At 69.8% G+C, this 25,502-nt stretch carries 23 protein-coding genes; 15 read left to right on the plus strand and 8 right to left on the minus strand.

From position 1 onward, the window contains the following. The 7 genes from ACTB72_RS03460 to ACTB72_RS03490 all read left to right on the plus strand — a co-directional run. On the plus strand, positions 1-720 hold a 720-nt coding region (locus ACTB72_RS03460), incomplete at its 5' end, for an acyl-CoA dehydrogenase family protein (protein WP_463035589.1). Beyond that, positions 717-1,907, plus strand: a complete 1,191-nt coding sequence (locus ACTB72_RS03465) for a CaiB/BaiF CoA transferase family protein (protein ID WP_463035590.1) — start codon at positions 717-719, stop codon at positions 1,905-1,907. The genes ACTB72_RS03460 and ACTB72_RS03465, both read left to right, overlap by 4 nt. A 56-nt stretch (positions 1,908-1,963) precedes the next feature. Continuing rightward, positions 1,964-2,995 (plus strand): TRAP transporter substrate-binding protein, encoded by a 1,032-nt coding sequence (locus tag ACTB72_RS03470; RefSeq protein WP_463035591.1) that lies wholly within the window; start codon positions 1,964-1,966, stop codon positions 2,993-2,995. A gap of 86 nt (positions 2,996-3,081) precedes the next feature. Next, positions 3,082-3,612: a TRAP transporter small permease gene (locus ACTB72_RS03475; RefSeq protein WP_463035592.1), complete on the plus strand. Its 531-nt coding sequence runs from the start codon at positions 3,082-3,084 to the stop codon at positions 3,610-3,612. 45 nt (positions 3,613-3,657) lie between these two features. Then, on the plus strand, positions 3,658-4,944 hold the full coding sequence (locus ACTB72_RS03480) for a TRAP transporter large permease (protein ID WP_463035593.1): 1,287 nt from the start codon (positions 3,658-3,660) through the stop codon (positions 4,942-4,944). Positions 4,945-5,054: 110 nt separating this feature from the next. After that, a complete protein-coding gene (locus tag ACTB72_RS03485; protein ID WP_463035594.1) occupies positions 5,055-5,498 on the plus strand; it encodes an RrF2 family transcriptional regulator in 444 nt (147 codons plus the stop codon). Between the two features lie 158 nt (positions 5,499-5,656). After that, on the plus strand, positions 5,657-7,255 hold the full coding sequence (locus ACTB72_RS03490) for an OpgD/OpgG family glucan biosynthesis protein (protein WP_463035595.1): 1,599 nt from the start codon (positions 5,657-5,659) through the stop codon (positions 7,253-7,255). 114 nt (positions 7,256-7,369) lie between these two features. Here the strand turns inward: ACTB72_RS03490 and ACTB72_RS03495 are convergent, their stop codons facing one another. From ACTB72_RS03495 to gntR, 6 genes are all read right to left on the minus strand, one after another. Further along, a complete protein-coding gene (locus ACTB72_RS03495) occupies positions 7,370-8,146 on the minus strand; it encodes an ABC transporter ATP-binding protein (protein WP_463035596.1) in 777 nt (258 codons plus the stop codon). After that, entirely contained in the window at positions 8,143-8,988 is an 846-nt protein-coding gene (locus ACTB72_RS03500) for an ABC transporter ATP-binding protein (RefSeq protein WP_463035597.1), read from the minus strand. Before ACTB72_RS03500 ends, ACTB72_RS03495 begins: the two co-directional genes overlap by 4 nt. Further along, positions 8,985-9,911 (minus strand): nickel transporter permease, encoded by a 927-nt coding sequence (nikC, locus tag ACTB72_RS03505; RefSeq protein WP_463035598.1) that lies wholly within the window; start codon positions 9,909-9,911, stop codon positions 8,985-8,987. Before nikC ends, ACTB72_RS03500 begins: the two co-directional genes overlap by 4 nt. Beyond that, positions 9,908-10,969: an ABC transporter permease gene (locus tag ACTB72_RS03510; RefSeq protein WP_463035599.1), complete on the minus strand. Its 1,062-nt coding sequence runs from the start codon at positions 10,967-10,969 to the stop codon at positions 9,908-9,910. The genes nikC and ACTB72_RS03510 overlap by 4 nt, the downstream gene beginning before the upstream one ends. Before the next feature lie 10 nt (positions 10,970-10,979). After that, the gene (locus tag ACTB72_RS03515; protein WP_463035600.1) at positions 10,980-12,584 is read right to left on the minus strand and encodes an ABC transporter substrate-binding protein; all 1,605 of its coding nucleotides are present in this window, start codon (positions 12,582-12,584) and stop codon (positions 10,980-10,982) included. A gap of 285 nt (positions 12,585-12,869) precedes the next feature. Next, complete coding sequence (gene gntR, locus ACTB72_RS03520; RefSeq protein ID WP_463035601.1) at positions 12,870-13,892, minus strand: HTH-type transcriptional regulator GntR; 1,023 nt, start codon at positions 13,890-13,892, stop codon at positions 12,870-12,872. 299 nt (positions 13,893-14,191) lie between these two features. On the opposite strand from gntR, the gene ACTB72_RS03525 reads away from it, so the two are divergent. The 7 genes from ACTB72_RS03525 (at position 14,192) to ACTB72_RS03555 (ending at position 21,890) form a co-directional block, all read left to right on the plus strand. Further along, a complete protein-coding gene (locus ACTB72_RS03525; protein ID WP_463035637.1) occupies positions 14,192-15,211 on the plus strand; it encodes a TRAP transporter substrate-binding protein in 1,020 nt (339 codons plus the stop codon). Between the two features lie 170 nt (positions 15,212-15,381). Further along, complete coding sequence (locus tag ACTB72_RS03530) at positions 15,382-15,960, plus strand: TRAP transporter small permease subunit (protein WP_463035602.1); 579 nt, start codon at positions 15,382-15,384, stop codon at positions 15,958-15,960. Continuing rightward, positions 15,960-17,276, plus strand: a complete 1,317-nt coding sequence (locus tag ACTB72_RS03535) for a TRAP transporter large permease (protein WP_463035603.1) — start codon at positions 15,960-15,962, stop codon at positions 17,274-17,276. Before ACTB72_RS03530 ends, ACTB72_RS03535 begins: the two co-directional genes overlap by 1 nt. A gap of 7 nt (positions 17,277-17,283) precedes the next feature. Beyond that, complete coding sequence (locus ACTB72_RS03540; protein ID WP_463035604.1) at positions 17,284-18,492, plus strand: mandelate racemase/muconate lactonizing enzyme family protein; 1,209 nt, start codon at positions 17,284-17,286, stop codon at positions 18,490-18,492. Between the two features lie 11 nt (positions 18,493-18,503). Then, a complete protein-coding gene (locus ACTB72_RS03545) occupies positions 18,504-20,294 on the plus strand; it encodes an IlvD/Edd family dehydratase (RefSeq protein ID WP_463035605.1) in 1,791 nt (596 codons plus the stop codon). Positions 20,295-20,340: 46 nt separating this feature from the next. Beyond that, complete coding sequence (locus tag ACTB72_RS03550) at positions 20,341-20,976, plus strand: 2-dehydro-3-deoxy-6-phosphogalactonate aldolase (RefSeq protein WP_463035606.1); 636 nt, start codon at positions 20,341-20,343, stop codon at positions 20,974-20,976. Next, a complete protein-coding gene (locus ACTB72_RS03555; protein ID WP_463035607.1) occupies positions 20,973-21,890 on the plus strand; it encodes a sugar kinase in 918 nt (305 codons plus the stop codon). Before ACTB72_RS03550 ends, ACTB72_RS03555 begins: the two co-directional genes overlap by 4 nt. Positions 21,891-22,136: 246 nt before the next feature. Here the strand turns inward: ACTB72_RS03555 and ACTB72_RS03560 are convergent, their stop codons facing one another. Beyond that, the gene (locus ACTB72_RS03560; RefSeq protein WP_463035608.1) at positions 22,137-22,970 is read right to left on the minus strand and encodes an enoyl-CoA hydratase/isomerase family protein; all 834 of its coding nucleotides are present in this window, start codon (positions 22,968-22,970) and stop codon (positions 22,137-22,139) included. Positions 22,971-23,356: 386 nt separating this feature from the next. Here ACTB72_RS03560 and ACTB72_RS03565 point away from each other — a divergent pair, with 386 nt between their 5' ends. Then, complete coding sequence (locus tag ACTB72_RS03565) at positions 23,357-23,974, plus strand: exopolysaccharide biosynthesis protein (RefSeq protein WP_463035609.1); 618 nt, start codon at positions 23,357-23,359, stop codon at positions 23,972-23,974. Positions 23,975-24,010: 36 nt separating this feature from the next. Here ACTB72_RS03565 and ACTB72_RS03570 read toward each other — a convergent pair whose 3' ends face one another. Further along, complete coding sequence (locus tag ACTB72_RS03570) at positions 24,011-25,486, minus strand: amidase (protein WP_463035610.1); 1,476 nt, start codon at positions 25,484-25,486, stop codon at positions 24,011-24,013. Between the last annotated feature and the right edge of the window lie 16 nt (positions 25,487-25,502).

The raw sequence follows: 25,502 nt of genomic DNA on the forward strand, positions 1-25,502 counted from the left end.
GCGACGTTGGCCGTGCAGACGGCGCCCGACGGGCGCGGGCCGCTGACCCGGCTCGCCTTCGGGCGCAACGCGGCGCAGGCGCTGGTCCATGCGGGCGACGACCGCGTGGCGCTGGTCCCGCTGACGGGGCGCGCGCTGACCCATGAGCGCAACCTGGCGAACGAGCCGCGGGACGGGCTGGTCCTGGAGGGGGACGCGCCCCTTCGAAGAATTCCGGGGCTCGGCCCTGACGGTCTTATGCCCCATGGCGCGCTGATCCGGGCGGCGCAGATGGCCGGGGCGATGGAGCGCGCGCTGGAGATGGCGGTGGCGCATGCCAACGACCGGGTTCAGTTCGGCCGGCCCATCGCGAAATTCCAGGCGATCCAGCAGATGCTGGCCGAGGCCGCCGGCCATGTCGCCGCCGCCTCGGCCATCGTCGACATGGCCGCCGAGGCGTGGGGGACCGACGATTTCGGCTTCGCCGCAGGCCTCGCGAAATCGCGGGCGGGGGAGGCGGCGGGCCGCGTTTCCGCCATCGCCCACCAGGTGCACGCGGCGATGGGATTCACCCAGGACCATCCGCTGCATTTCCTGACCCGGCGCATGTGGTCCTGGCGCGAGGAGTTCGGCGCCGAAAGCTGGTGGGAGGAGCGGATCGGCGCCCGGATCTGCGCCGCGGGAGGCGAGGCGCTGTGGCCCGCCATCGTCGCCGTCACCGCCGCTGAGGCCCGCGCATGAGCCCGCGGGACCTGACGCCCGGCGGGCCGCTCGCGGGCGTGCGGATCGTCGACCTGACCAATGTGATCATGGGGCCCTTCGCGACCCATATCCTCGCCGACATGGGCGCCGACGTCATCAAGATCGAGACGGCGGAGGGCGACAGCACCCGCGGCGGCCGCCCCAGCCGCAACCCGGGCATGTCGGGGAATTTCCTGCACCTGAACCGCAACAAACGCTCGGTGGTGCTGGACCTGAAATCGGCGGAGGGGGCGGAGGCGATGCGCCGGCTGATCGCCACGGCGGACGTCTTCGTCCATGCGCTGCGGCCCAAGGCGATCCGGGGGCTGCGCCTCGACTACGACAACGTCCGCGCCATCAAGCCCGACATCATCCATTGCGGCGCCTACGGGTTCTCGGCGGCCGGGCCTTACGCGGACAAGGCGGCCTATGACGACATCATCCAGGCCGGCTCCGGCTTCGCGGCCTTCGCGGCGGAGCGGGACGGCGCGCCCTCCTACGCGCCCACGGTGATCTGCGACAAGCTCGCGGGACAGGCCATCGCCTATGCGATCCTGGCGGCGCTGTTCGCGCGCGAACGCGGGGCGGGCGGACAGGCCGTGGAAGTGCCGATGTTCGAAACCGCCATCGAGTTCATGCTGCTCGAACATCTGGGCGGCTTCGGCTTCGAGCCCCCCTTGGGCAAACCCGGCTATCGACGCCTGCTCAACGCCTGGCGCAAACCCTTCGCCACCGCCGACGGGCATTGCTGCATCCTGCCCTATTCCAACGCCAACTGGCGCGACTTCCTGACCGAGGTCGGGCGAAGCGAGCTGATCGCCGATCCGCGCTTCGCCACCATGCCCGACCGGGTGGCGCATATCGAAGTGCTTTACGAAGTGATCGACCGCGCCGCCCCCGGACGGACCAACGCGCAATGGGCGGCTTTCTGCGACGCGGCCTCGATCCCCTGCATGCCGGTGATCGCGCTGGAGGATCTGCCCGACGACCCGCACATCAAGGCGGTGGGCCTCTTCGGGACCGACGAGCACCCGTCCGAGGGCGCCTATCGCACCATCCGCCCGCCGGTCACGTTTTCGGGCGCGCCCTACGCCCTGCGCCGCCATGCGCCCCGGCTCGGCGAGCATACCGAGGAGCTGCTGGCCGAGATCGGGATGATCCCCGCCGCCGCCGCCCCGACCGACTGAGCCGCGCGGCGCCCCGACCCGCGCCGCCAATACAAAAACCAACCGGAGGAAACCCCATGAAGAGAAGAGCTTTTCTGAAGACCGCCGCCGCCGGCGCCGCGGGCGCGGCCGTGTTCTCCATCGGCGGGCGGGCGCGCGCGGCGGAGTTCAACCTGCGCGTCGCCGACAGCTATCCGACCACGCATTCGTCCTCGATCAACACCAAGGCCTGGATCGAGCGGGTGGTGGAGCTGACCGAGGGCCGGGTGAAGCTGGACTATTTCCCGGCCGAGCAGCTGGCCAAGGCCGCCGACATGCTCGACGCCTGCCAGAACGGCATCGCCGACGTGGTCTACGCGGCGCCGCTCTACATCTCCGACCGGCTGCCGCTGTCGACGGTGGCGGCGCTGCCGCTGATCGGCAACGTCACCGACCGCGCGGGGCTCGACAAGGCCTGGCATGAGCTGCTGCTGGGGACGCTGAACGAGATCGAATACGAGCCGCAGGGGGTCCGGGTGATCCGCTCGTCCACCACGCCCGCCTATCAGCTGATGATGCGCAAGGAGAAGGTCACCACGCTCGACCAGCTCAAGGGCCGCAAGATCCGGTCTTCGGGCGGGGTGCAGGAGAAGTCGGTGGAGCAGCTGGGCGCGATCCCGACCGCCATTCCCGCCCCCGACCTCTACGCCGCCATCCAGCGCGGCACGGTCGACGGCGCGCTCTTCAACCTGCCGACCGCCTCGGGCTACCGGCTGGAGGAACAGCTGATGTGGTCGACCGACAACCTCAACCTCGGCCTCTTCCCCACCACCAACGTCATCAACATGGACGTGTGGGAGGGGCTGCCCGAGGACATCCAGACCGCGCTGGTGCAGGCGGGCGAGGAGACCATCGTCCTGCAATGGCCCCAGGACGACAAGCGGCAGGCGGAGTTCGGCGCGGCGCTCGAGAAGCGCGGCGGCGGGCTCTACCAGGTGCCGGACGCGGAGAAGAAGGCCTGGGTCGAGGCGCTGGCCCCCGTCCGCAAGGACTGGGAGGAGAACCTCGCCAAGCTGGGCAAGCCGGCCGAGATGGTCGCGGCGAAATGGGAGGAGCTCACCACGATGTGAGCCTCGCGCCCGGCCGCGCCGCTTTCGGGCGCGCGACCGGGCGGCCCTCCCGCCTCTCTCCTTCTGATCCCGGAGCCTTGAGCCCAATGCACGCCATCGACCGCGCCGTCGCCGCCCTCGAGACCTTCCTCGGCTGGTTCGCCAAGCTCGCGCTGGTCGCGATGATGCTGCTGATCTGCGCCGATGCGGGGGGGCGCTATCTGCTCAACAGCCCGGTGCCGGGGGTCTACGAGATCACCGAGATGTACCTGATGATCGGCGCGGTGTTCCTCAGCTTCGCGATGACCCAGCGGGTCGGCGGGCATGTGCGGGCGGACGTGTTCTTCGACCTGCTGCCCGCCCGCGCGCAGAAGGGTCTGGAGATCGTCTACCTGCTAGCGGCCCTCGTGCTGTTCGGGCTGATCGCCTGGGCGGCGGCGCGGACCTCGTTGCAGAATTTCGAGGCCAATCGCTGGACCACCGGCGTGGTGGCGATCCCCACCGGACCGTCCTGGGCCATCGCCGCGTTCGGGTCCTTCATGTTCTGCCTGCGGCTCGCGCTGCAGGCCATCCAGCTGATGCTGGGCGGCGAGATCGCCGGGCGCGGGGCCGACGGGCCCGACGTGCACGAGCTCTGATCCCGCGCCGCCCCTTCCTCCCGTTCTCCCGTTCAGGACACGCCGATGCTCGCCGCCACGGTCATTCTTCTCCTGCTCGCGCTGATCGCGCTGGGCATGCCCATCGCCTTCGCGCTGGGCGTCACCGGCGCGCTGGGCGTCCTCTCCCAGATCGGTTTCGGCCCGATGATGGGGGTGCTTCAGACCACGCCCTACCGGACCTCGGCGCATTTCCTGCTGTCGACGGTGCCGCTGTTCATCCTGATGGCGGAGTTTTTGGCGCGGGGGTCGGTGGTGCGCGACCTCTACCGGCTGGCCTATCTGTGGCTCGGCCATATCCGCGGCGGCCTGGCGATGGCGGCGATCGCGGCCAATGTGGGCTTCGCGGTGCTGTCGGGCTCGTCCACCGCGGCGGCGGCGGCCATGGCGCGGATCTCGATGCCCGAGATGCGGCGCTACGGCTATGACGAGAGCTTCGCGCTCGGCGTCATCGCCATCGGCGGCACGCTGTCGATCATGATCCCGCCGAGCCTCGCGCTGATCCTCTTCGGGGTGATGACCGAGACCTCCATCGGCAAGCTGTTCCTCGCGGGCGTCATCCCCGGGCTGATCACGGTGGCGGGCTACCTGATCGTCATCCAGATCCTCGTCCGCCGCCGCCCCGGGATCGCGCCGGCGACCGAGCGGTTTCCCCTCAAGGAGCGGATGGACGCTTTGCCCCGGGTCTGGCCGGCGCTGGTGCTGGTGTTCCTGGTTCTGGGCGGCATCTATTCCGGCGCGATCACGGCGACGGAGGCCGCGGCGGTCGGCGCGCTCGGCGCGCTGGTGATTTCGGTGCTGATCGGCGGGCTGCGGCTCGCGGGGCTGAACGACGCGCTGACCGCCACGCTGCGCGCCACCTGCATGATCTTCACCATCATCATCGGCGCGATGATCTTCGGCTATTTCCTCGCCATCGCCCAGATCCCGCAGACGCTGGTGGCGGCGGTGGGCGACCTGCCGCTGCCGCGCTGGGGCGTGATGATCGTCATCATCTGCATCTACATCATCCTCGGCTTCTTCATCGACCAGATCGCCATCGTCATCCTGACCCTGCCGCTGACGTTTCCTTTGGTGATGTCGCTCGGCTACGACCCGATCTGGTTCGGGATCATCGTCACCAAGACCGCGGAGATCGGCCTGGTGACGCCGCCTTTGGGCATGAACGTCTTCGTCGCCTGCGGGGCGGCGGGGGCGAAGATCGAGCACGGCTTCCGCGGCGTCGCCCCCTTCATCCTGGGCGAGCTGGTGGTGATCACGCTGCTGTTCCTGGTTCCGGAGCTGAGCACCTGGCTGCCCTCGCTGATGGACTGAAGCGGCGCGGGGCCGAAGATCATGCCCCGCAGCGACCGGGGGGTCTGGGCGATTGCCAGCGCGGCGCGGGGCGGCTTAGATGAGCGGCGTTCCCGGTCAGGACATGGATCATGCGGCTGTCTCGTTTCTCGGACTATGCGCTTCGGGCCTGTCTCTATCTCGGCGCGCATGAGGGGCGCGTGGTCCCGATTTCGGAGATCGTGCGCGCCCATGGGCTGTCGCAGAACAACCTGATGAAGGTGGTCAACACGCTGGTCGACGGCGGGATCCTGCGATCGGTGCGCGGCCGCAACGGCGGCGTGGCGCTGGCCCGGCCGGCGGCCGAGATCCGGGTGGGCGAGATCGTGCGGCTGATGGAAGGGGACGCGGCCATGGTCGACTGCGCGACCTGTCTGCTGCGCGGCCAGTGCGGGCTGGTCAGGGCGCTGAAGGAGGCGAAGGACGCGTTCTACGCCGCGCTCGACCGGCACGATCTGGCGGAGACGCTCCGCGCCCGTCCCGGGACGCTCGCGCGGCTGCTGGGGGCCGGGTCGGAGGGGATCGCGACCGCCTGAGCCGCCCTCGTCGAACGCGCCCCGTCCGACGGGCCGCGACCCATCGCGCGTCCGGACGCGCGACGTCTTGTTGTCTTCCCCGCGGCGCCTATCTGGGGTTGGCCTGTCGAAGGGGCGCGTTCGCGCGCCCCCTGCCCTGCATCAAGGTCGAGGCCCACATGATCGTCAGCCGCCGCGCCATCCTGGGATCCACCGCCGCGATGGGGGCGCTCGCCGCCGTCGCGCCGCTGGGCCGGGCCGTTGCGCAATCCGCCGCCCCCGTCCCCGCCTCCGTCCCCTTCGCCTACGAGGCGCTGGTGGCCCGGGCCGAAGCCGCCTGCCGCATGGCCTATCGCGAGCCCTACAAGCCGATGCCCGAGGTCACCGCCGGCATCGATTATTCCAAATGGGGCGAGATCCGCTTCCGCACCGACCAGGCCCCCTTCGCCGAGACCGGACCCTATCCGGTGACGTTCTTCCATCTGGGCCAGTACTTCCAGAAGTCGGTGAAGATGCACATCGTCCGCGACGGACGCGCCACCGAATTCCCCTACGACCAGTCCCTGTTCTCGATGCCCGCCGACAATCCGGCCCGCAAGCTGCCCGCCGACAGCGGCTTCGCCGGCTTCCGCTTCCAGGAATGGGTGGGGACGGAGGACTGGCCGACGCAGGACTGGCTCGCCTTCCTCGGCGCGTCCTACCTGCGCGCCATCGGCGCCTCGGGGCAATACGGCCTCTCCGCCCGCGGCGTGGCGATCAACCCCGCCTTGCCCGACGGGCCGGAGGAATTTCCCGACTTCACCGAATTCTACATCGGCGAGAGCGAGGATCCCGACGCCCCGGTCACGGTCTGCGCGCTGCTCGACGGTCCGTCGATCACCGGCGCCTTCCGCTTCACCGTGCTGCGCGGCCGCGACCGGACGCGCGGCGTGGAGATGGAGGTCGAGGCTCAGCTCTTCCTGCGCCGCGATGTGCAGCGGCTCTGCCTCGCGCCGCTGACCTCGATGTTCTGGTATGGCGAATATGGCCGCGAACGCGCCTTCGACTGGCGCGGAGAGGTGCATGACAGCGACGGGCTCGAGCTGTGGATGGCCGACGGCGAACGCATGTGGCGCCCGCTGAACAACCCGACCGGGACCCAGGTCTCGGCCTTCACCGCGGAAAACCCGCGCGGCTTCGGGCTGATGCAGCGCGACCGCGATTTTGACCATTACCGCGACGGGGTGAACTACGAGCGTCGCCCGAGCCTCTGGGTCGAGCCGATCGAGCCGCTGGGCCGCGGCGCGATCCAGCTGCTGGAGATCCCGACCGACGACGAGATCCACGACAATGTCGGGGCGTTCTGGGTGCCCGAGCGGCCGGCGAAGGCCGGGTCCGCCTGGCGGCTGCGCTACAAGCTGCACTGGCGCGACGACCACCCCTACCCCGCCACCAACATCGCCCAGACCATCTCCACCCGGATCGGCCGCGGCGGCCAGCCGGGCCTGCCCCGGCCGGCCAACACCTGGAAGATCGCGGTGGAGTTCGAGCGGCCCGAAGTGCTGACCACCATCCCCTACGGGGTGATGCCCGACGTGATCGCCACCACGTCGGTCGGGCGCATCGTGCGGACCTTCGTGGAGCCGGTGCCGGGCGGGAACGTGTGGCGGGCGTTCTTCGACATCGAGATCGGGTCGGACGAGGTGGCCGAGCTGCGCCTCTACATGGCGATGAACGGCACGCCGCTGACCGAGACCTGGACCTACCAGTTCCGTCGCGCCAACCTGATCCCCACCTGACAGGGGGCAGGGCCATGGCGGGTTGGCGCCCGCCCTACATGCGCTCGTAGGGCGGGTGCGAACCCGCCTTCGCCGCATCGGGGCGGGCGCCGACCCGCCCGCCCCGCGCCCCCCTTACTCGTAGGTCACATACCCCCGCACCGCCTCCCGGTCATAGCCTTCGGTCGCCGATACCAGCTGGCGCGTGTAAGCCTCCGCCGGGGCGCCGGTGCGCAGGGTTTCGGCGGTCAGTTCCTCCACCACCCGCCCGCGGTTCATCACCGCCACCCGCCCGCACAGATGGGTGACGACGGCGAGGTTGTGGGAGACCATCAGATAGGTGAGCCCCCGGTCCCGCTGGAGGCGCTTCAGGAGGTTCAGCACCTCCGCCTGCACCGACACGTCGAGGGCCGAGGTCGGTTCGTCCAGCAGCAGGATCTCGGGTTCCAGGATCAGGGCGCGGGCGACCGCGATGCGCTGGCGCTGCCCGCCCGAGATCTGGTGGGGATAGCGGAAGCGGAATTCGGGGCCGAGGCCGACATCCGACAGCGCCGCGATGATCCGTCGGTCCCGGTCGCCGATCCGATGGATCTCCAGCGGTTCGCGCAGGATGGCGTCGACGGTGTGGCGCGGGTGCAGCGACCCATAGGGGTCCTGGAACACCATCTGCATCCGCCGCGCCTCGTCGCGCGAGCGCTTGGAGGTCAGGGGCGTGCCATGGACCCGGATCGCCCCGCCCCAGTCGGGATTGATCCGGGCGATGGCGCGCAGGACCGTGGATTTGCCCGATCCGCTTTCGCCGACCAGGCCATAGGCCTCGCCCTTCGCCACCTTGAACGACACGCCGCGCACCGCCTGGACCGCGCTCACGCCCCGGCCGAAGGCGACGGAGAGGTTCTCGACCTCGATCATCGCGCGCCCTCCAGCCAGCCGGCGTCCCGGGTCAGAACCGGGAGCATGTCCTGCGGATGCTCCAGCGTCGGCAGGCAGTCGAGCAGGCCGCGCGTGTAGGGATGCCGCGCCTCGTGCAGGCGCCCGGCCTCCAAGACCTCCATCACCTGGCCGCCATACATCACCATCACCCGGTCGCAGAACGACGCCACCAGGTTGAGATCGTGGGAGATCAGCACCAGCCCCATCCCCCGCTCGCGCACCATGTCGTCGAGCAGCGCCAGCACCTGCATCTGCACGGTGACGTCGAGGGCGGAGGTCGGCTCGTCGGCGATCAGCACGTCCGGCTCCGGGATCAGCATCATCGCGATCATCACCCGCTGGCCCATGCCGCCCGAGACCTGGTGGGGGTAGAGATCGTAGACCTTTCCGGGCTCGCGGATGCGCACCGTCTCCAGCATCTCCATCGCCCGGGCGCGGGCCTTGCGGGCGGAGGCGTCGGTGTGGATGCGGTAGGCCTCGGCGATCTGCTCGCCGACCTTGACCACCGGGTTCAGCGAATAGCGCGGGTCCTGCATGATCATCGAGATCCGCGCCCCGCGGATCTTGCGCATCTGGCGCTCGGAGGCGGCGAGGAGGTCGATGCCGTCGAACACCATCTTCTTCGCCTGCACCCGGCCGTTGCGGGCGGAGAGGCGCAGGAGGGCGCGGCCGGTCTGGGATTTGCCCGACCCGCTTTCGCCCACGATGCCGAGACGCTCGCGGCCCAAGGCGAAGGAGACGCCGCGGACGGCTTCGACGAGGCCATGGGGGGTGCGGAAGGTGACGCGCAGGTCCTCGACCTCGATGAGAGGGGGGCTCATGCCTCGCCGCTCCGCGGGTCGAGGACGTCGCGCAGCCCGTCGCCGAGCAGGCAGAAGCCGAGCGACACCAGGAAGATCGCGGCGCCGGGCGCGGTCGGCACCCACCACTGGTCATAGAGGAAATCGCGCCCCGTGGAGATCATCGCCCCCCATTCGGGCAGCGGCGGCTGCGCGCCGAGGCCGAGGAAGCCGAGGCCGGCGGCCGTCAGGATGATGCCCGCCATGTCGAGCGTAAGCCGCACGATCACCGAGGCCAGACACAGCGGCACCACGTGTTTGCGCAGGATGCGCCAGGTGGAGGCGCCCTGCGCCTCGGCCGCGACGATATAGTCGGCCTTGCGGATGGTCAGCACCTCGGCCCGGGCGATGCGGGCGTAGGGGGACCAGGTGGTCAGGGCGATGGCGAGGACGGCGTTCTCCAGCCCCGGACCCAGCGCCGCGACGAAGGCCAGCGCCAGGATCAGGCGGGGGAAGGCGAGAAAAATGTCGACGATCCGCATCAGCGCCGCGTCGACCCAGCCCCCCGCATAGCCCGCGAGCGTGCCGACCGCGAGGCCGATGGGGGCGACGATGATCGACACCAGCCCCACGATGTAGAGCGTCACCCGCGACCCCCAGATCAGCCGGTCGTAGATGTCGCGGCCCAGCTGATCGGTGCCCAGCCAGTGCTCGGCCGAGGGGGGCAGCAGCCGATTCTCGAGGTCGGGGGTCAGGCCGGGGCCGCCGGTCAGCAGCGGTGCGAAGATCGCCGCCAGCACCAGCGCCGTCACGATGAGCAGCCCGGCCATCGCGATGGGATTGGTGCGGAAAGCGAGCCAGCCGAGCCAGGCGCGTTGCGCGCGCGCCTGCCAGGTGGAGGCGGGCGAGGGCGAACGGAGCCAGGCGCGGACGCCGCCGCTCGGCGCGTCGGCGACGGCGCTCATGTCCGGGCCCTCGGGTCGGCGAAGCGGTAGAGCAGATCGGAGAGCATGTTGATCCCCACGAAGCAGATGCCCACCACCACGGTCCCGCCCAGCACCGCGTTCATGTCGGCGTTGAACAGCGAGGTGGTGATGTATTGCCCGATGCCGGGCCAGGAGAACACGGTCTCGGTCAGCACCGAGCCCTCCAGCAGCGAGGCGTAGGTCAGGCCGATGGTGGTGATCAGCTGCACCAGCACATTTCGAAACGCGTGGTTCCAGATCACCGAGGTTTCGGAGGCGCCCTTGATCCGGGCCGCCAGCACGTATTCCTGCCCCAGCTGGTCGAGCATGAAGGACCGCGTCATCCGCGCGATATAGGCGAGGGCGTATAGCCCCAGCACGCCGGCGGGCAGGATCAGGTGGCCGATGGCGTTGTGGAAGATCTCCCACTCGCCCTGAAGCGCCGCGTCGATCAGGATCACCCCGGTGACGCTGTCCACGACCCCGTCGTAATAGATGTCGATCCGGCCCGGGCCCTCGACCCAGCCGAGATTGCCGTAGAAGATCAGCAGGCCCAGCATCCCCAGCCAGAACACCGGCGCCGAATAGCCCGCGAGCCCCAGCACCCGGGCGCAATGGTCGATCCAGCGCCCCTGGTTCACCGCGGCCCAGACGCCGAGCGGAATGCCGATCACGCAGCCGATCAGGGTGGCGAGCGTCGCCAGCTCCAGCGTCGCCGGGAAGAACCGCAGGATGTCCTCGGTCACCGGCCGCGAGGTCATGATCGAGGTCCCGAAGTCCCCGCGAAAGATCTGGCCGAGATAGGTGAGGTATTGCTCCCAGATCGGGCGATCGAGCCCCATCTCCAGGAACACCCGTTGATACGTCGCCTCGGAGGCGCGGTCCCCGACCACCGCCAGCACCGGGTCGGAGGGCATGACCCGGCCGATCACGAAGGTGATGGCGGTCAGCCCGAGAAAGGTGAGCAGGAGCGAGACGAGCGCGCTCGCCGTCGCCCGCAGGGCGCGCGGCGCCGCGGGGAAGGACCCCTTCGGCGCCGCGCTCGTCGTGTCGGTCAAGACCGCGGCCCTACTTGGTCACGGTGCGGTAGAAGATCAGGTCGAAGGTCGGTCCGGAGACGAAGCCCTCGACCTCCTTGCGCATCACCGCCTGCTCGGTCTGCTGGAACATGATGGCGTAGGGGCCCTCATGCATCAGCTTCTCCTGGATGTCCTTGTAGAGCTGGGCGCGCTTGGGGACGTCGGTCTCGTTGCGGGCCGCGACCACCATCGCGTTCATGTCCTCGGACGCCCAGGCGTTGCGCCAGGCCAGCACGCCGGTGAGCTTGGCTTCCAGCCGGTTGTCGGGGTTATGGGCGAAGGCGTCGAGATTCGAATGCGGGTCGACATAGTCCGGCGACCACTGGGCGAGGATCAGCTGGTGCTTGCGGGCCCGATACATCGGCCAAAGGGTCTTGCCCTCGGCCGTGGCGATCTCGGCCTTGATGCCGCCGAGCGCGAGCGTGCCCTGAACCGCCTGGGCGATCTCGGGATAGGGCGACTGGTTGAGCGTATCCATGTGGATCGAGAAGCCGTCCGGGTAGCCCGCCTCGGCCAGCAGGGCCTTCGCCTTCTCGACGTCGAGGCGATAGGGCGTCTCGTTGTAAGCCGCCCACATCCCCTCGGGCCAGGCCGCCTGATGGACCTTGAACTGGCCCTTCAGGAAGCTCTCCTCCATGCCCTTGTAGTCGACCAGATACCGGATCGCCTCGGCGACCTTGGGGTTGGACAGGATCTCGTCCGACTGGTTGAAGGCCATGTAGATCTCGGCGGCCTTGGGGTCGGTCTGCACCTTGAGATCGGCGTTGGCGCCGAGCGCCGCCACCATGTCCGGCGTGAGATCGCGGGCGACGTCGATGTCGCCCTTTTCGATCAGCAGGCGCTGGGCGCCCGGCTCGGCCACATGACGCACGATCACCCGCTTCACGCCCGGCGCGCCTTGGCGGAAGCTCTCGTTCGCGGTCATCGAGACCAGCTCGTTGGCCTTCCAGGTCTGCAGCTTGAACGGGCCCGAGCCTGCGGAATGGTTCTTCAGCCAGGCGTAGCCCATGTCGCCGTCGACGGCGTTGGCCTCCACCGTCTTCATGTCGACGATGGACGCGACGCCGGCCGACAGCGCGTTCAGCACGAGGGCGGGGGAGAATTCCTCGGTGATGGTGACCACCACCTTCCCGTCCTCGACCCGGACCAGCTCGTCCACGTTTTCAGGCGTCCAGCCGAACTGGGTGACGATGAAGGCCGGGGTCTTGTTCAGCTTCACCACGCGGCGCAGCGAATAGACCACATCCTCGGCCCGGACCGGGTTGCCGCTCTCGAAGGTCATGCCCTCGCGGATCGCGAAGGTGATGGTCTTGGCGTCGTCGGAAACCGTGTTGGTCTCGCACACGCCGCAGACCAGGGTCGACATGTCGGAGGGTTCGAACCACATCAGCCGGTCGTAGATCTGGGCGATGATCTCGCCGCCGGAGAATTCGAACACCTCGGCCGGGTCGAGGGTGATGATGTCGGACACGTCCTTGGCCATCACGAACGTGTCGGCGGGTGGGGCCGCGTAGGACGGGGCGGGCGCGAACGCCACGCTGGAAAGCAATGCCGCGGCGAGTCCCGTCGCCGCCAGTCTGCGAGTGATCAACATGGTCGCGCCTCCGCTGTTGCGCGCCGCGCTGTTGGACGCGGCCTGAAGTCGGGCCGGGGTCGAGCCCGGCCTCCTTTGACGGGCGCGGCTGGTTCCGCGACCCGATAACGAGCCTGTGAAATTAGGTCTCGGCTGTCCACAAATGAATGTCGGCGGCGCCGCGAAAACGGCGTGAATTATTGCATCGCAGCAGGGGCGCCCGACTGCGCGCCACGGTCTGCGCGATCGGCAGGCGCCGCGGCCGGGCCGCTCCGCGGCGCCCATGCGTCACCTTGCGGATCTGGGTCAGCCGCTCCGGGTGCTCGACCGCTGGATCAGCTCGAAGCCCAGATCGACGGCGGGCGAGGCGGGGGCGGCGCCGTTGATCCTGGCGAGCAGCATCTCGATGGCGAGCCGCCCCATGCGGCGGCGGCGGGTCTGGATCGAGGTGATCGAGGGCACCGCGGCGGCCATCATCTCGAGGTCGTTGAAACCGACGATGCCGAAGCGGTCGGGGACCGCGATGCCGCGCGCCTGGCATTCGAAGAGCGCGCCGAGCGCGAGGTCGTCATTGGCGCAGAAGGCGGCGTCGAGGTCCGGGGTCGCGTCCAGCAGCTGCGCGGTCAGCCGGCGGCCCATGGTGACGCTGCTCGGCTCGGGCGAGAGCGCCTCGTGGAAGGGGGGGCCGAGGCCGGCTTCGCCCAACGCCTCCCGCCAGCCCTCGCGCCGACGCATCAGGCGGGCGTCCATGCGCGCGCCGAGCATGCCGATGCGCCGATAGCCGCGCGCCGCGAGATGGCGCACCGCCTCCTTGGCGGCCTCGTGATGGGAGAAGCCGATCAGCATGTCGATGGGATCGGCGCTCCGCTCCATGATCTGCACGATGGGAAAGCCCGCGGCGCTCAGCAGCGCCCTTGTGCGGGGCGACTGGTCGATGCCGGTGACCAGCATCGCCGCGGGGCGCTGGGAGGCGAAGAGGGAGACGAGGCGGTCCTCCTCCTCCGCATCATAGCGGGTGTCGCCGATCTGGATCTGGAAGCCCGAGCCCGCCACGGCGTCATGGATGCCGAGCAGCACGTCGGCGTAGACGTTGTTGGTGAGGCTGGGCAGCAGCACGCCGATGACGTCGGAGCGGCCCGACGCGAGCACGCGGGCCTGCGGGTCGGGGACGTAATTCAGCTCGCGGATCGCGGTCTCGATCCGGGCGCGGGTGTCGGGAGAGACCTGGTCGGGGCGGCGCAGCGCGCGCGACACCGTGATCGGCCCGACGCCGGCGATGCGGGCGACGTCGGCGAGCGTCGGGCGGCCGGAGGAGCGGCGCTGGCTCATGCGCCCGTCCCCCGCCCCGTGCCCTGCCGCGTCGCGCGCATCCTGATCCCCTCCCCCATCCTGCGGTTCCCGGCGCCATAATGCCCATCGCGCGGCCTGTGTCGACCGGGGGGCGCGGGCGGCGGCGAGGCGCCCGGATCGGGTCGCGTTGACAAACATGATAGCGCTATCATACCGTCGTGGCAGCGCTGCCACAAGCTTTGGCGGTCGATTCTCGCGGCCTTGAGGCTGCACGGATGAATTCCGGGCGGAACGCCCGGGCGCTTGATAATCCAAGGGAGGACAACGTCATGATGTGGATGAAAACCGCGCTCGCGGCCGCTTCGATCACGCTCGCCACCGGCGCGGGCATCGGGGCCGCGATGGCCCAGGACTACAATTTCCGGTTCCAGTCGAGCGATCCCGCCGGCAACCCGAACTACGAGATGCAGAAGAAGTGGACCGAGATCGTCAAGGAGAAGACCGGCGGCCGGATCACGGTCGAGCTGATGCCGGTCGAGTCCCTCGTCGCCCATAACGAGACCCAGGACGCCATCGCCGCCGGCATCCTCGACGGGCACATCACCGATGTCAGCTACTTCGCCGGCAAGGACCCCGCCTTCGGCCTGATCGCCAACCCGGTCGGCGCCTATTCCGATCCCCAGGAGATGTTCGACTTCATCAACGAGGGCGGCGGCCGGGAGCTGATGCAGGAACTCGAAGGCCCCTACGGCCTGCACTTCATCGGCGCCACCTCGCCGGGGCTCGAGTCCTTCGTGTCCAAGGTCCCGCTCGACGGCGTCGACGACCTCAAGGGCCTGAAGCTGCGCGCCCCCGAGGGCCTGGTGCAGAACGTCTTCGCCGCCGCCGGCGCGTCGCCGGTCAACCTGCCGGGGTCGGAGGTGTTCACCTCGCTCGACAAGGGCGTGATCGAGGCCGCGGACTACAACGTCTTCTCCACCAACCAGGCGCAGGGCCTGAACGACGTGGCGCATCACCCGGTCTATCCGGGTTTCCACTCGCTGCCGCTCATCGAGATCTCGATGAACAAGGCGAAGTTCGACGCGCTGCCCGAGGATCTGCAGACGGCGCTGGAGGAGTCGGTGATCGAGTTCGCCCAGCTCCAGACCGCCGAGGTGAAGAAGGCCGACACGGCCGCGGTCGAGAAGGCCAAGGCCGGCGGCGTCATCACCGTCCACGACTGGTCGGCCGAGGAGCGGGCCAAGTTCCGCACCATCGCCATGGCCGAGTGGGAGAAGGTCGCCGAGCGGTCCGACAACGCCCGCAAGGTCTACGACACGCTCGTGGCCTATCTGAAGGACAAGGGCCTGATGAACTGAGACCGTTTCGCGGGGGCTTCGGCCCCCGCGTCGCGTTCGGCCCGCGCGGCCTTCGGGTTGCCGGCGCGCTTTCGCGCCCCACCCTCCTCCGACATTCCCGTGGCGCCCGCAGCCCCGCACCCCGCGTGGGCGCGCGCCTTGTCCCTCGCCTCCATCGCGGAGACCTCGCCATGACCGACAGCCCTCCGCCCGAAGCCATCCTGCGCGAGGACGTGACCGCGGTTCCCGAGGCCGGCCGGCTCGGCCGCTGGATCGACCGCGGCGGACTGCTGTTCGCCGCCGGCATCGTGGTCTCGATGCTGATCCTGATCCAGGAGGTGTTCCTGCGCTACGTGTTCAACGCGCCCACCATCTGGGCGCATGAGACGACGGTGTTCCTGTGCGGCTGCGCCTTCGTCTACGGCGGGCTCTACTGCACCTCCCATGACCGGCATATCCGGGTGGTGCTGATCTACGACTGGCTGCCCGCCAAGGTCCGCCGGGGGTTCGACGTGGCGATCTCGGCGATCTGCGCGCTCGCGTCGGCCATGTTCTGCTGGGCGGCCTGGGTGATGGTGTCGCGCGCCGCGTTCTCTCCCGACGGCTCGGTGCGGCTCGAGAGCTCCGGCTCCGCCTGGGACCCGGCGTTCCCGGCGCTGATCAAGATTTTCCTGATGGTGGTGATGGGCCTTATGGCGATCCAGTTCGTGATCCTGGCGTGGAGCTATGCGACCGGGACCCGCACCGCGGCCGGCAAGGGGCGTGGGTGATGGAGGTCTTCGGTTCCATCCAGGCGCTGGGCGTCGAGGGCGCCACGCTCGCCATGTTCGCGATGCTGCTGGTCCTGCTGCTGACCGGCATTCCGCTGGCCTTCGTGACGCTGCTCGTGGCGCTGGTCTTCGCGCTGGGCTGGTTCGGCCCGATGGCGGTGCCGCTGATCACGTCCCGCGTCTACACCTTCGTGTCGTCCTTCATCTTCGTCTCGGTGCCGATGTTCGTGCTGATGGCGGCGATCCTCGACCGGTCCGGCATCGCCCGCGATCTCTTCGACGCGATGAAGCTGGTCGGCGGGCGCCTGCGCGGCGGCGTGGCGATCCAGACCCTGCTGGTCGCGGTGATCCTGGCCGCCATGTCGGGCATCATCGGCGGCGAGATCGTGCTGCTCGGCCTGCTCGCCCTGCCCCAGATGCTGCGGCTCGGCTATGACCGCAAGCTCGCCATCGGCGTGGTCTGCGCGGGCGGCGCGCTCGGCACCATGGTGCCGCCGTCGATCGTGCTCATTCTCTACGGCCTGACCGCCAACGTCTCGATCGGCGACCTGTTCACCGCGTCGTTCCTGCCGGGGCTGATGCTCGCCGGGTTCTACGTGATCTATGTGCTGGTCCGCGCCTACATCAACCCCGCCATCGCCCCCATCGTCGACGAAGCCCCGATCCCGCGGGCCGAGAAGCTGCGGCTGCTCAAGGGCCTGATCCTGCCGATGCTGGTGGTGGCGGGCGTGCTCGGCTCGATCTACGGGGGCGTCGCCTCGGTGACCGAGGCGTCGGCGGTCGGCGTTCTGGGCGTGCTGCTGTCCACCGTGGTGCGCGGCGAGTTCACCTTCGCGCTGCTCAAGGGCGCCGCGCTGCAGACGCTGCGCACGGTCGGCATGATCGTGTGGATCGGCATCGGCGCTTCGGCGCTGGTCGGCGTCTTCAACCTGATGGGCGGCATCCAGTTCGTCTCCGGCCTCATCACCGGGATTTCCGACGACCGGCTGCATGTGCTGCTGTTCATGATGGGCATCCTGTTCGTGCTGGGCATGTTCCTCGACTGGACCGGCATCGCGCTGCTGACCATGCCGGTCTTCGTGCCGATCATCACCAAGCTGGGCTATGACCCGGTGTGGTTCGGGGTGCTGTTCTGCATGAACATGCAGGTGTCGTTCCTGTCGCCGCCCTTCGGGCCGGCCGCGTTCTACCTGAAATCGGTGGCGCCGCCGGACATCAGCCTGGGGACGATCTTCAAGTCGCTGCTGCCCTTCATCGCCATGCAGATCCTGGCGCTGGCGGTGCTGATCGCCTTCCCCGGCATCACCGGACGCTGAGGACGACATGGCATCCGGATTGAAGATCGCGAAGGTCGAAACCCTGCGCCTGGGCGAGTTCCCCAACCTCGCCTGGGTGGAGATCACCGCCGACGACGGCACGGTGGGCCTGGGCGAGAGCTTCTTCGGCGCGAGCGCCGTGGAGGCCTATGTCCACGACTGGTGCGCGCCGCGCCTGATCGGGCAGGACCCGCTGGCGATCCCGGCGCGGATGACGAGCCTGCGCGACTATATCGGCTGGCGGGGGGCGGGGGTGGAGACGCGCGCGCTTTCCGCCATCGACATCGCGCTGTGGGACCTGTTTTCAAAAGTCCATGGCGCGCCGCTGGTCGACATGCTGGGCGGGCGGGCGCGCGACGCGATCCGCACCTACAACACCTGCGCCGGCTACCGCTATGTCCGCTCGGCTGAGGGGCAGGCCGTGGCGAACTGGAACACGACGGCCGCCGAGGGGCCGTATGAGGACCTCGACGGGTTTTTGCATCGCGCCGACGAGCTGGCGCTGAGCCTCAAGGACCAGGGCATCACCGCGATGAAGATCTGGCCGTTCGACCCGGCGGCCGAGCGGTCGGGCGGGTGGGACATCACCCCCGAAGAGCTGCGGACCGCGCTGGAGCCCTTCGAAAAGATTCGGAGCGCGGTCGGCGACGACATGGACATCATGGTCGAGTTCCACTCGCTGTGGTCGCCGCCCATGGCGCGCCGGCTGGCGCGCGCGCTGAAACCCTATGACACCTACTGGCACGAGGATCCGTTCCGCCTCGAAAACCTCGCCGATCTGAAGGAATACGCCCGCCATTCCGACGCGATGATCTGCGCGTCGGAAACCCTGCCCTCGATCCACGCCTTCCGGGACTATTTCGAGACCGGCGTGGCGGGCGTCGCGATGCTCGACCTCGGCTGGTGCGGCGGCGTGTCGGCCGCGCGCAAGATCGCCGGCATGGCGGAGGCCTATCAGATCCCCGTGGCCCCCCATGACTGCACCGGGCCGGTGGTCTACGCCGCGTCCTGCCACCTGTCCCTGCATGCGCCGAACGCCCTGATCCAGGAATCGGTGCGCGCCTTCTACACCGGCTGGCATCTGGAGATCGCGGAGGCCGTGCCCACCCCCGTGAACGGCATGATAGATGTCACCGACGCCCCCGGACATGGCGTGACGCTCCGGGCGGGCCTCAAGACCCGCCCCGACGCGCGCACCCGCGCGACGACCCATTGAGGAGACCGGCGATGACCGACGCCCCCAGAAAACTCCGTTCCCGCAACTGGTTCGACAATCCCGACGATCCCGGCATGACCGCGCTCTACCTCGAGCGCTATCTGAATTACGGACTGACCCGCGAGGAGCTGCAGTCGGGCCGCCCGATCATCGGCATCGCCCAGACCGGCTCCGACCTCTCCCCCTGCAACCGCCCCCTGATGGAGCTGGCGAAACGCACCCGCGAGGGCATCCGCGAGGCCGGGGGGATCTGCTTCGAATTCCCCGTCCACCCGATCCAAGAGACGGGCAAGCGCCCCACGGCGTCGCTCGACCGCAACCTGGCCTATCTGGGGCTGGTCGAGGTGCTTTACGGCTACCCGCTCGACGGGGTGGTGCTGACCATCGGCTGCGACAAGACCACGCCCGCCTGCCTGATGGCGGCGGCGACGGTGGATATTCCCGCCATAGCGCTTTCGGGCGGACCGATGCTGAACGGCTGGCACCAGGGCGAGCGGGCCGGATCCGGCTCGATCATCTGGAAAGCGCGCGAGATGCTGGCGCGCGGCGAGATCGACTATGAGGGCTTCATGGAGATGGCGGCGGCCTCGGCCCCGTCTCCGGGGTTCTGCAACACCATGGGCACGGCGACGACGATGAATTCGCTGGCCGAGGCTTTGGGCATGTCCCTGCCCGGCTGCGCCGCGATCCCCGCGCCCCATCGCGAACGCGCCCAGATCGCCTACCAGACCGGCAAGCGGATCGTGGAGATGGTGCGCGAGGACCTCAAGCCCTCCGACATCCTCACCCGCCCGGCCTTCGAGAACGCCATCGCCGTGTCCTCGGCCATCGGCGGGTCGACCAACGCCCCGATCCACATCGCCGCCATCGCGCGGCATGCGGGGGTCGCGCTCGACCTTCAGGAATGGGAGCGGATCGGGCGCGAGATCCCGCTGGTGGTCAACCTCCAGCCCGCCGGCAAGTATCTGTGCGAGGATTTCCATCGCGCCGGCGGCGTGCCGGCGGTGATCGGGGCGATGATGGAGGAAGGTCTGATCCGCGAAGAGGCGATGACCGTCACCGGGCGCACCATGGGCGAGAACTGCCGGGGCAAGCGCTCCGAGGACGCCGACGTGATCATGCCCTTCTCCGCGCCGCTGAAGAAGGCGGCCGGGTTCCGGGTGATGCGCGGCAACCTCTTCGACACCGCGATCATGAAGGCCTCGACCATCTCGCCGAACTTCCGGGCGCGGTATCTGTCGAACCCCGACGACCCGGAGGCCTTCGTCGGCCGCGCCATCGTCTTCGACGGGCCGGAGGACTATCACCACCGCATCGACGACCCGGCGCTCGAGATCGACGAGCACTGCATCCTCTTCATGCGCGGCGTCGGCCCCATCGGCTATCCCGGCGCGGCCGAGGTGGTGAACATGCGCGCCCCCGACTACCTGCTGAAGCGCGGCGTCAACGAGCTGCCCTGCATCGGCGATGGACGCCAGTCCGGCACCTCGGGCTCGCCCTCGATCCTCAACGCCTCCCCCGAGGCCGCCGCCGGCGGGCCGCTGGCGCTGCTGAAGACCGGAGACAAGGTGCGGGTGGACATGAAGACCGGGTCGGTCGACGCGCTGGTCTCGGAACCCGACTGGGCGCTGCGGCTGTCGGCGCTGCAGGACGCGGGCGGCTACGCCTACCCCGCCTCGCAGACGCCGTGGCAGGAGATGCAGCGCGGCTGCGTCGACCAGCTCGGCGACGGCATGGTGCTGAAGCCGGCGGTGAAATACCAGCGCATCGCCGCCAAGGGCATGCCGCGCGACAACCACTGAGGGGGCGGGCGAAAGCCCCCCTCCGCCCCCATCCCGGAGACGCCCGATGATCACCCTCGACGCCGCCCTCGACCACCTGCCGCTGATCGCCATCCTGCGCGGCATCACCCCGCCCGAGGCGCTGCCGGTGGGCGACGCGCTGGTGGAGGCGGGGTTTTCGATACTCGAGGCGCCGCTGAATTCGCCGGACGCCTTCGCCACCATCCGCCAGCTCGCCGACACGCATGGCGAGACCTGCCTGATCGGCGCCGGCACCGTGCTGACCCCCGAGGACGCGGCCCGCACCGCCGACGCGGGCGGGCGGATCGTGGTCTCGCCCAACTTCAACGTCGAGGTGGTGCGCGCCACCAAGCGGCTTGGCATGGTGTCCTGCCCGGGCGTGTTCACCCCTTCGGAGGCGTTCGCGGCGCTCGACGCCGGGGCGGATTGCCTGAAGATCTTCCCCGGCGACGCGATCGCGCCGAGCTTCATCAAGGCGCTTCGCGCAGTGCTCCCCAAAACCGCCCGCGTGGTGGTCACCGGCGGCGTCGGGGCGACGAACCTCGCCGAATTCATGGCGGCGGGGGCGAACGGGGCCGGCATCGGCTCGGCGCTCTACAAACCCGGACGCCCGGCGAGCGAGGTGGCGGTGATCGCCGCCGAGCTCGTCGCCGCGGCGCGCGCCGCCCGGGGCGCGGCATGACGGCGAAACTCGACATCCTCTGCCTCGGCGAGCCGATGGTCGAGTTCAACGAGACCGAGCCCGGCCGCTGGCTGGAAGGCTTCGGCGGCGACGTCTCGAACGTCGCCATCGCCGCCGCCCGGCTGGGGGCCCGGGCCGGGATCGCGACCCGGCTCGGCGCGGACGGGTTCGGCGACGGGCTGGCGCGGCTCTGGGCGGCGGAGGGGGTCGACGCCTCGGCGGTCGCCCGCGATCCGGACGCGCCGACCGGGCTCTATTTCGTGCGGCACGGGCCTGACGGGCATGCGTTCGAATATCGCCGCGCCGGATCCGCCGCGGCGCGGATGGGGCCTGGCGATCTGCCGCTGGACGCGATCCGCGAGGCCCGCCTGCTGCATCTGTCAGGCATCTCCCAGGCGATTTCGGAGACGGCCGCCGAGGCGGGCTTCGCCGCGATCGCTGCGGCGCGCGAGGCCGGCGCGCTCGTCTCCTACGACCCCAATCTGCGGCTGCGGCTGTGGTCTCTGGACCGCGCCCGCGAGGTGATCCACCGCGCGATGGAACGCGTCGACGTGGCCCTGCCGGGGATCGACGACGCCCGCGCGCTGACCGGGCTGGAGGATGCCGAGGCGATCTGCGGCTTCTACCTCGATCTCGGCGCCAAGGTCGTGGCGCTGACGCTGGGCGAGGACGGCGCGATGGTGGCGACCGCTGCGGGCCGCGTTCGCATCCCGGCGCGGACCGCGCGCGCGGTGGACGCGACCGGGGCGGGCGACTGCTTCGACGGCGCCTTCCTGACCCGCTGGCTGGAATGCGGCGACCCGCAGGAGGCCGCCCGCTTCGCCGCCGCCGCCGCCGCGATCTCGGTCGAGGGCTATGGCGCCGTCGCCCCCCTGCCCCGCCGCGCGGCGGTGGAGGCGATGCTGGCCGCCTAGCCCGCGGTCACGCCGAAGATCATCCTCACCCCCGCCGTCGCGGCCATGGCGAGCGTGACCCTGACCGCGCCCCGGGCGCGAGGCGCGCCACGATGAGCGGGACCACGGCGCCGACCGCGAAGGTCGACGCCGACGCGATCACGCCGTCGCCGGAGGCGGCGCCCTGCGCAGGACGCCTCGCCGCGCGCGGCCTGGCGGCTTGCGGTTGGCGCCGATGCCGATGCCGCTGGCATTGGATCCGCGCGCTCAGCCTTCGCCCAGCTGCCCGGCCAGTTCGCCCATGCGCAGCTCGCCCTCGCGGGTCTGGCCGCCGATCTCCAGAAAACGGCGCATGTTGGTGCGGGCCCCCTCGGTGCGCAGCAGCTGGTTGAAAAGATGGGCCTCTTCGTAAAGGCCCTCGCGCAGCGGGAGGGCGGAGGCGTGGACGCTCTCCTTCGCCAGGCGCACCGCGGTCGCCGGGAACGAGGCGATGCGCCGGGCGAGACGCTCGACTTCCGGGCCGATCCGGTCGGCCTCGTAGATGCGGTTGAGAAAGCCCCAGCGCTCGGCGGTCTCGGCGTCGAGGTCGTCGCCGCCGAGGATCATCTCCATCGCCCGGCCCAGGCCCACCAGATGCGGCAGCCGCTGGGTGCCGCCGCCGCCGGGGAGGATGCCGAGGGGGACCTCCATCTGGTTGATCCTGGTCTTGCCGCGCACGCCGAAGCGCATGTCGAAGGCCGCGGCAAGCTCCGCGCCGCCGCCGCCGACCCGGCCCTCGATCTGGGCGATCACCACCTTGTCGAGGGTTCGGAACCGCTCGCACAGCGCATGGAAGGGCTTGACCTGAACGTCACGCCGCGCCGGCCCCTCGGTTGGGCGGTCGAGGATCGCCGAGACGTCGAAATGGGCGAGGAAGAAGTCCGGGTCGGCGCTTTTCATCACGACGACGAGCAGGTCGGGATCGGCCTTCAGCTCATGCGACAGGGTTTCCAGTTCGGCCAGCAAGGCCAGCGTGATCACGTTCAGCGGCGGGGCGGAGATGGTGACCGTGGCGACCCGACCGGATCGTTCGACGGCGAGCATCTTGTAGGCGTCAGGCATGGCGTTTCCTCGGATCGTCTTTGGGGCGTCCGCACGTCCGGGGGGCGGACGTGGCGTCGCAGCGATCATGACGACCGCAGGTTTCCCCGCTTTCGGAGAAAGCTCAAGCGGGGTCGTCGCCCGCGAGCGCCGCGGCGGCGGCGGCGGAGGCGGGCCCCGAGCCTGAGCGGCGCCTGCCCGCCGCCCCCGTCGTCGCGTCATCGCGACAGGCCCGCCACGACGTTCGACAAACCCGCCGGTCACCTGCTAGGGAACGCAACCGCGCCGCGCGCGGCGCGCGGGACGGCCGGAGACGTCTGGTCGCATTCGCTCATGCCGGAAAGAGCCCCATCTGTCGCGACCTGGCAGGGCTGGCGCCTTGCCGCGAACGTAAAGAGGTCGGACAGGTGCGGGCGACGCGAGCTGCGGGCGGCAAGTCTCTGACCCTGTCGTTGATGCGTGCGGCGAACGCGCGACGGGATGCGCCGAAGATTTCGGTGGGCGAGCTGCTGGAGGAACTGGGCGAGCTGTCCTTCGGCTGGACCATCCTGCTCTTCGCCATCGTCAACATGCTGCCGCTGCCGCCGGGTCTGACGCTGATCACAGCGATTCCGCTGATGTATCTGACGCTGCAGATGGCCTGGGGACGGCGCCAGGTGACGCTGCCGCGCCGGCTGATGGCCTTCGAGGTCAGCCGCCCCGCCTTCCGCCGCGGCGTGCACCGGCTGCGCCCGATCACCCGGGTGCTGGAGCGGGTGCTCAGGCCCCGCCTGCCCGGCCTGTTCCGCCCGGACCGCGAGCGGCTGCTGGGCGCGCTGATGTTCCTGGTTTCGGTCGCTTTGTTCCTGCCGATCCCGCTCAGCGCCTGGGGGCCGGCCATCGCCATGCTGATCTGCGCCTTCGGCCTGATCGAGCAGGACGGCGCGGTGCTGCTGGCAGGGCTGGCGGCCGGCGCGGTCTCCATCGCCGTGACCGCGGCGGTGGTGTTCGCGATCATGACCGAAGCCTCGATCCTGATGAACTGAGCCCCCGGGGGGCGCCCGCCCCCCGGACCCGTCGCGTCAGCCGAGCCTGGTTACGTGCACGTCAGGGCGCGCGCCGCCGTTCCAGTCGAAGCCCCCCGCGCGTTCCACCTGGGCCGCGAGCTGCAGCAGCAGCCCGTCGCGGCCCATCGCCGACTGCAGGTGCATGCCCAGCGGCAGCCCGCAGTCATGCCGCGCCATCGGCACGGAAATCCCCGGCGTGCCGCAAAGATTGTTCAGCGGCGTGTAGGCGAAGAAGCCCCACAGGTTCTCGAACCAGTCCTGCGGAGAGGGGTTGTCGGTGCGGGTCAGGTATTCGAGCGTGCCGACCTTCGGCGTCTCGCGCGCGGTGATCGGGGTCAGGATGATGTCCCAGTCCTCGAAGAACGCGGCGAAGGCGCGCGAGGTGGCGTTGAACGCCATCTGCATGTCCGAGCGTTGGGTATAGGTCGCGTCCTTCCCCGCCTCCCAGATCCGGATGTTCATCGGCTCGATCAGGTCGACGGGGGGTTTCTCGAGACCGCGGGACCGGATCAGGTTGTTCACCGTCTGGGCGAAATTGGTGATGTAGCAGGTGGTCTGCGCGGCGTAGGCGGCGGCGAGATCGACTTTCGGCGCGACCCATTCGACGTGATGGCCGAGCGCCTCGAAGACCTTCGCCACCCGCTCGAGCTCGGCCGCGATATGGGGCGTGGCCTTGTAGGGCCCCCATTCGTGGGAGACGGCGATGCGCAGCGGCTTGGGGTCCGCCTCGATCTGGGTCAGGAACGGGGTGTCGGGTTTCCAGTAGGGCATGAACTCGCCCGGCGCCGCGCCGCGGCAGGCGTCGACGAAGGCGGCGGTGTCGCGCACCGTGCGGGTCAGGCAGCCCTGGGTCGAGACGACCGAAGTGAAGTCGGAGGCCGCCGGCGCGATCGAGAAGGTGCCGCGCGAGGATTTCAGCCCCACCAGCCCGCAGGTCCCGGCCGGGATGCGGATCGAGCCGCCGCCGTCGGTGCCATGCGCCATCGGCAGCACACCCGCGGCGACGGAGACCGCGGACCCCGCCGACGACCCGCAGCTGGTGTAGTCCACGTTCCAGGGGTTGCGGGTGACGTAAAGGTCAGGGTTCTCGGCCGAACTGCAGCAGCCGAATTCCGGCGTGGTGGTGCGCGCGATGAAGTTCAGGCCCGCCCGTCTCATCTTGGACGCGAGGAAGCTGTCCGCCTCCGGCCGGTTCCCTTTCATGAAGAACGACCCCTGCTCCTGCAGGCGCCCCGCCAGCGTGGGGCCGAGATCCTTGATGGCGAAGGGGATGCCGGCGAAGGGGCCGGCCGGGTCGGTCCCGTTGGCGGCGGCGTCGGCGACCGCGTCGCCGAAGATCTCGATCACGCCCGAAATCTCGGGATTGACGCCCAACGCGCCCTCGGCGGCCTGGGCGGCCAGCTCCTCGGCGCTCGCCTCACCGGAGCGGACGAGTTGCGCCAGGTCCAGACCATCTTTCGCGGACCATTCGTCCCAACTCAGAACCGTCATCCGTCGATCTCCTCGC

It is taken from the genome of Albimonas sp., from assembly GCF_055129145.1.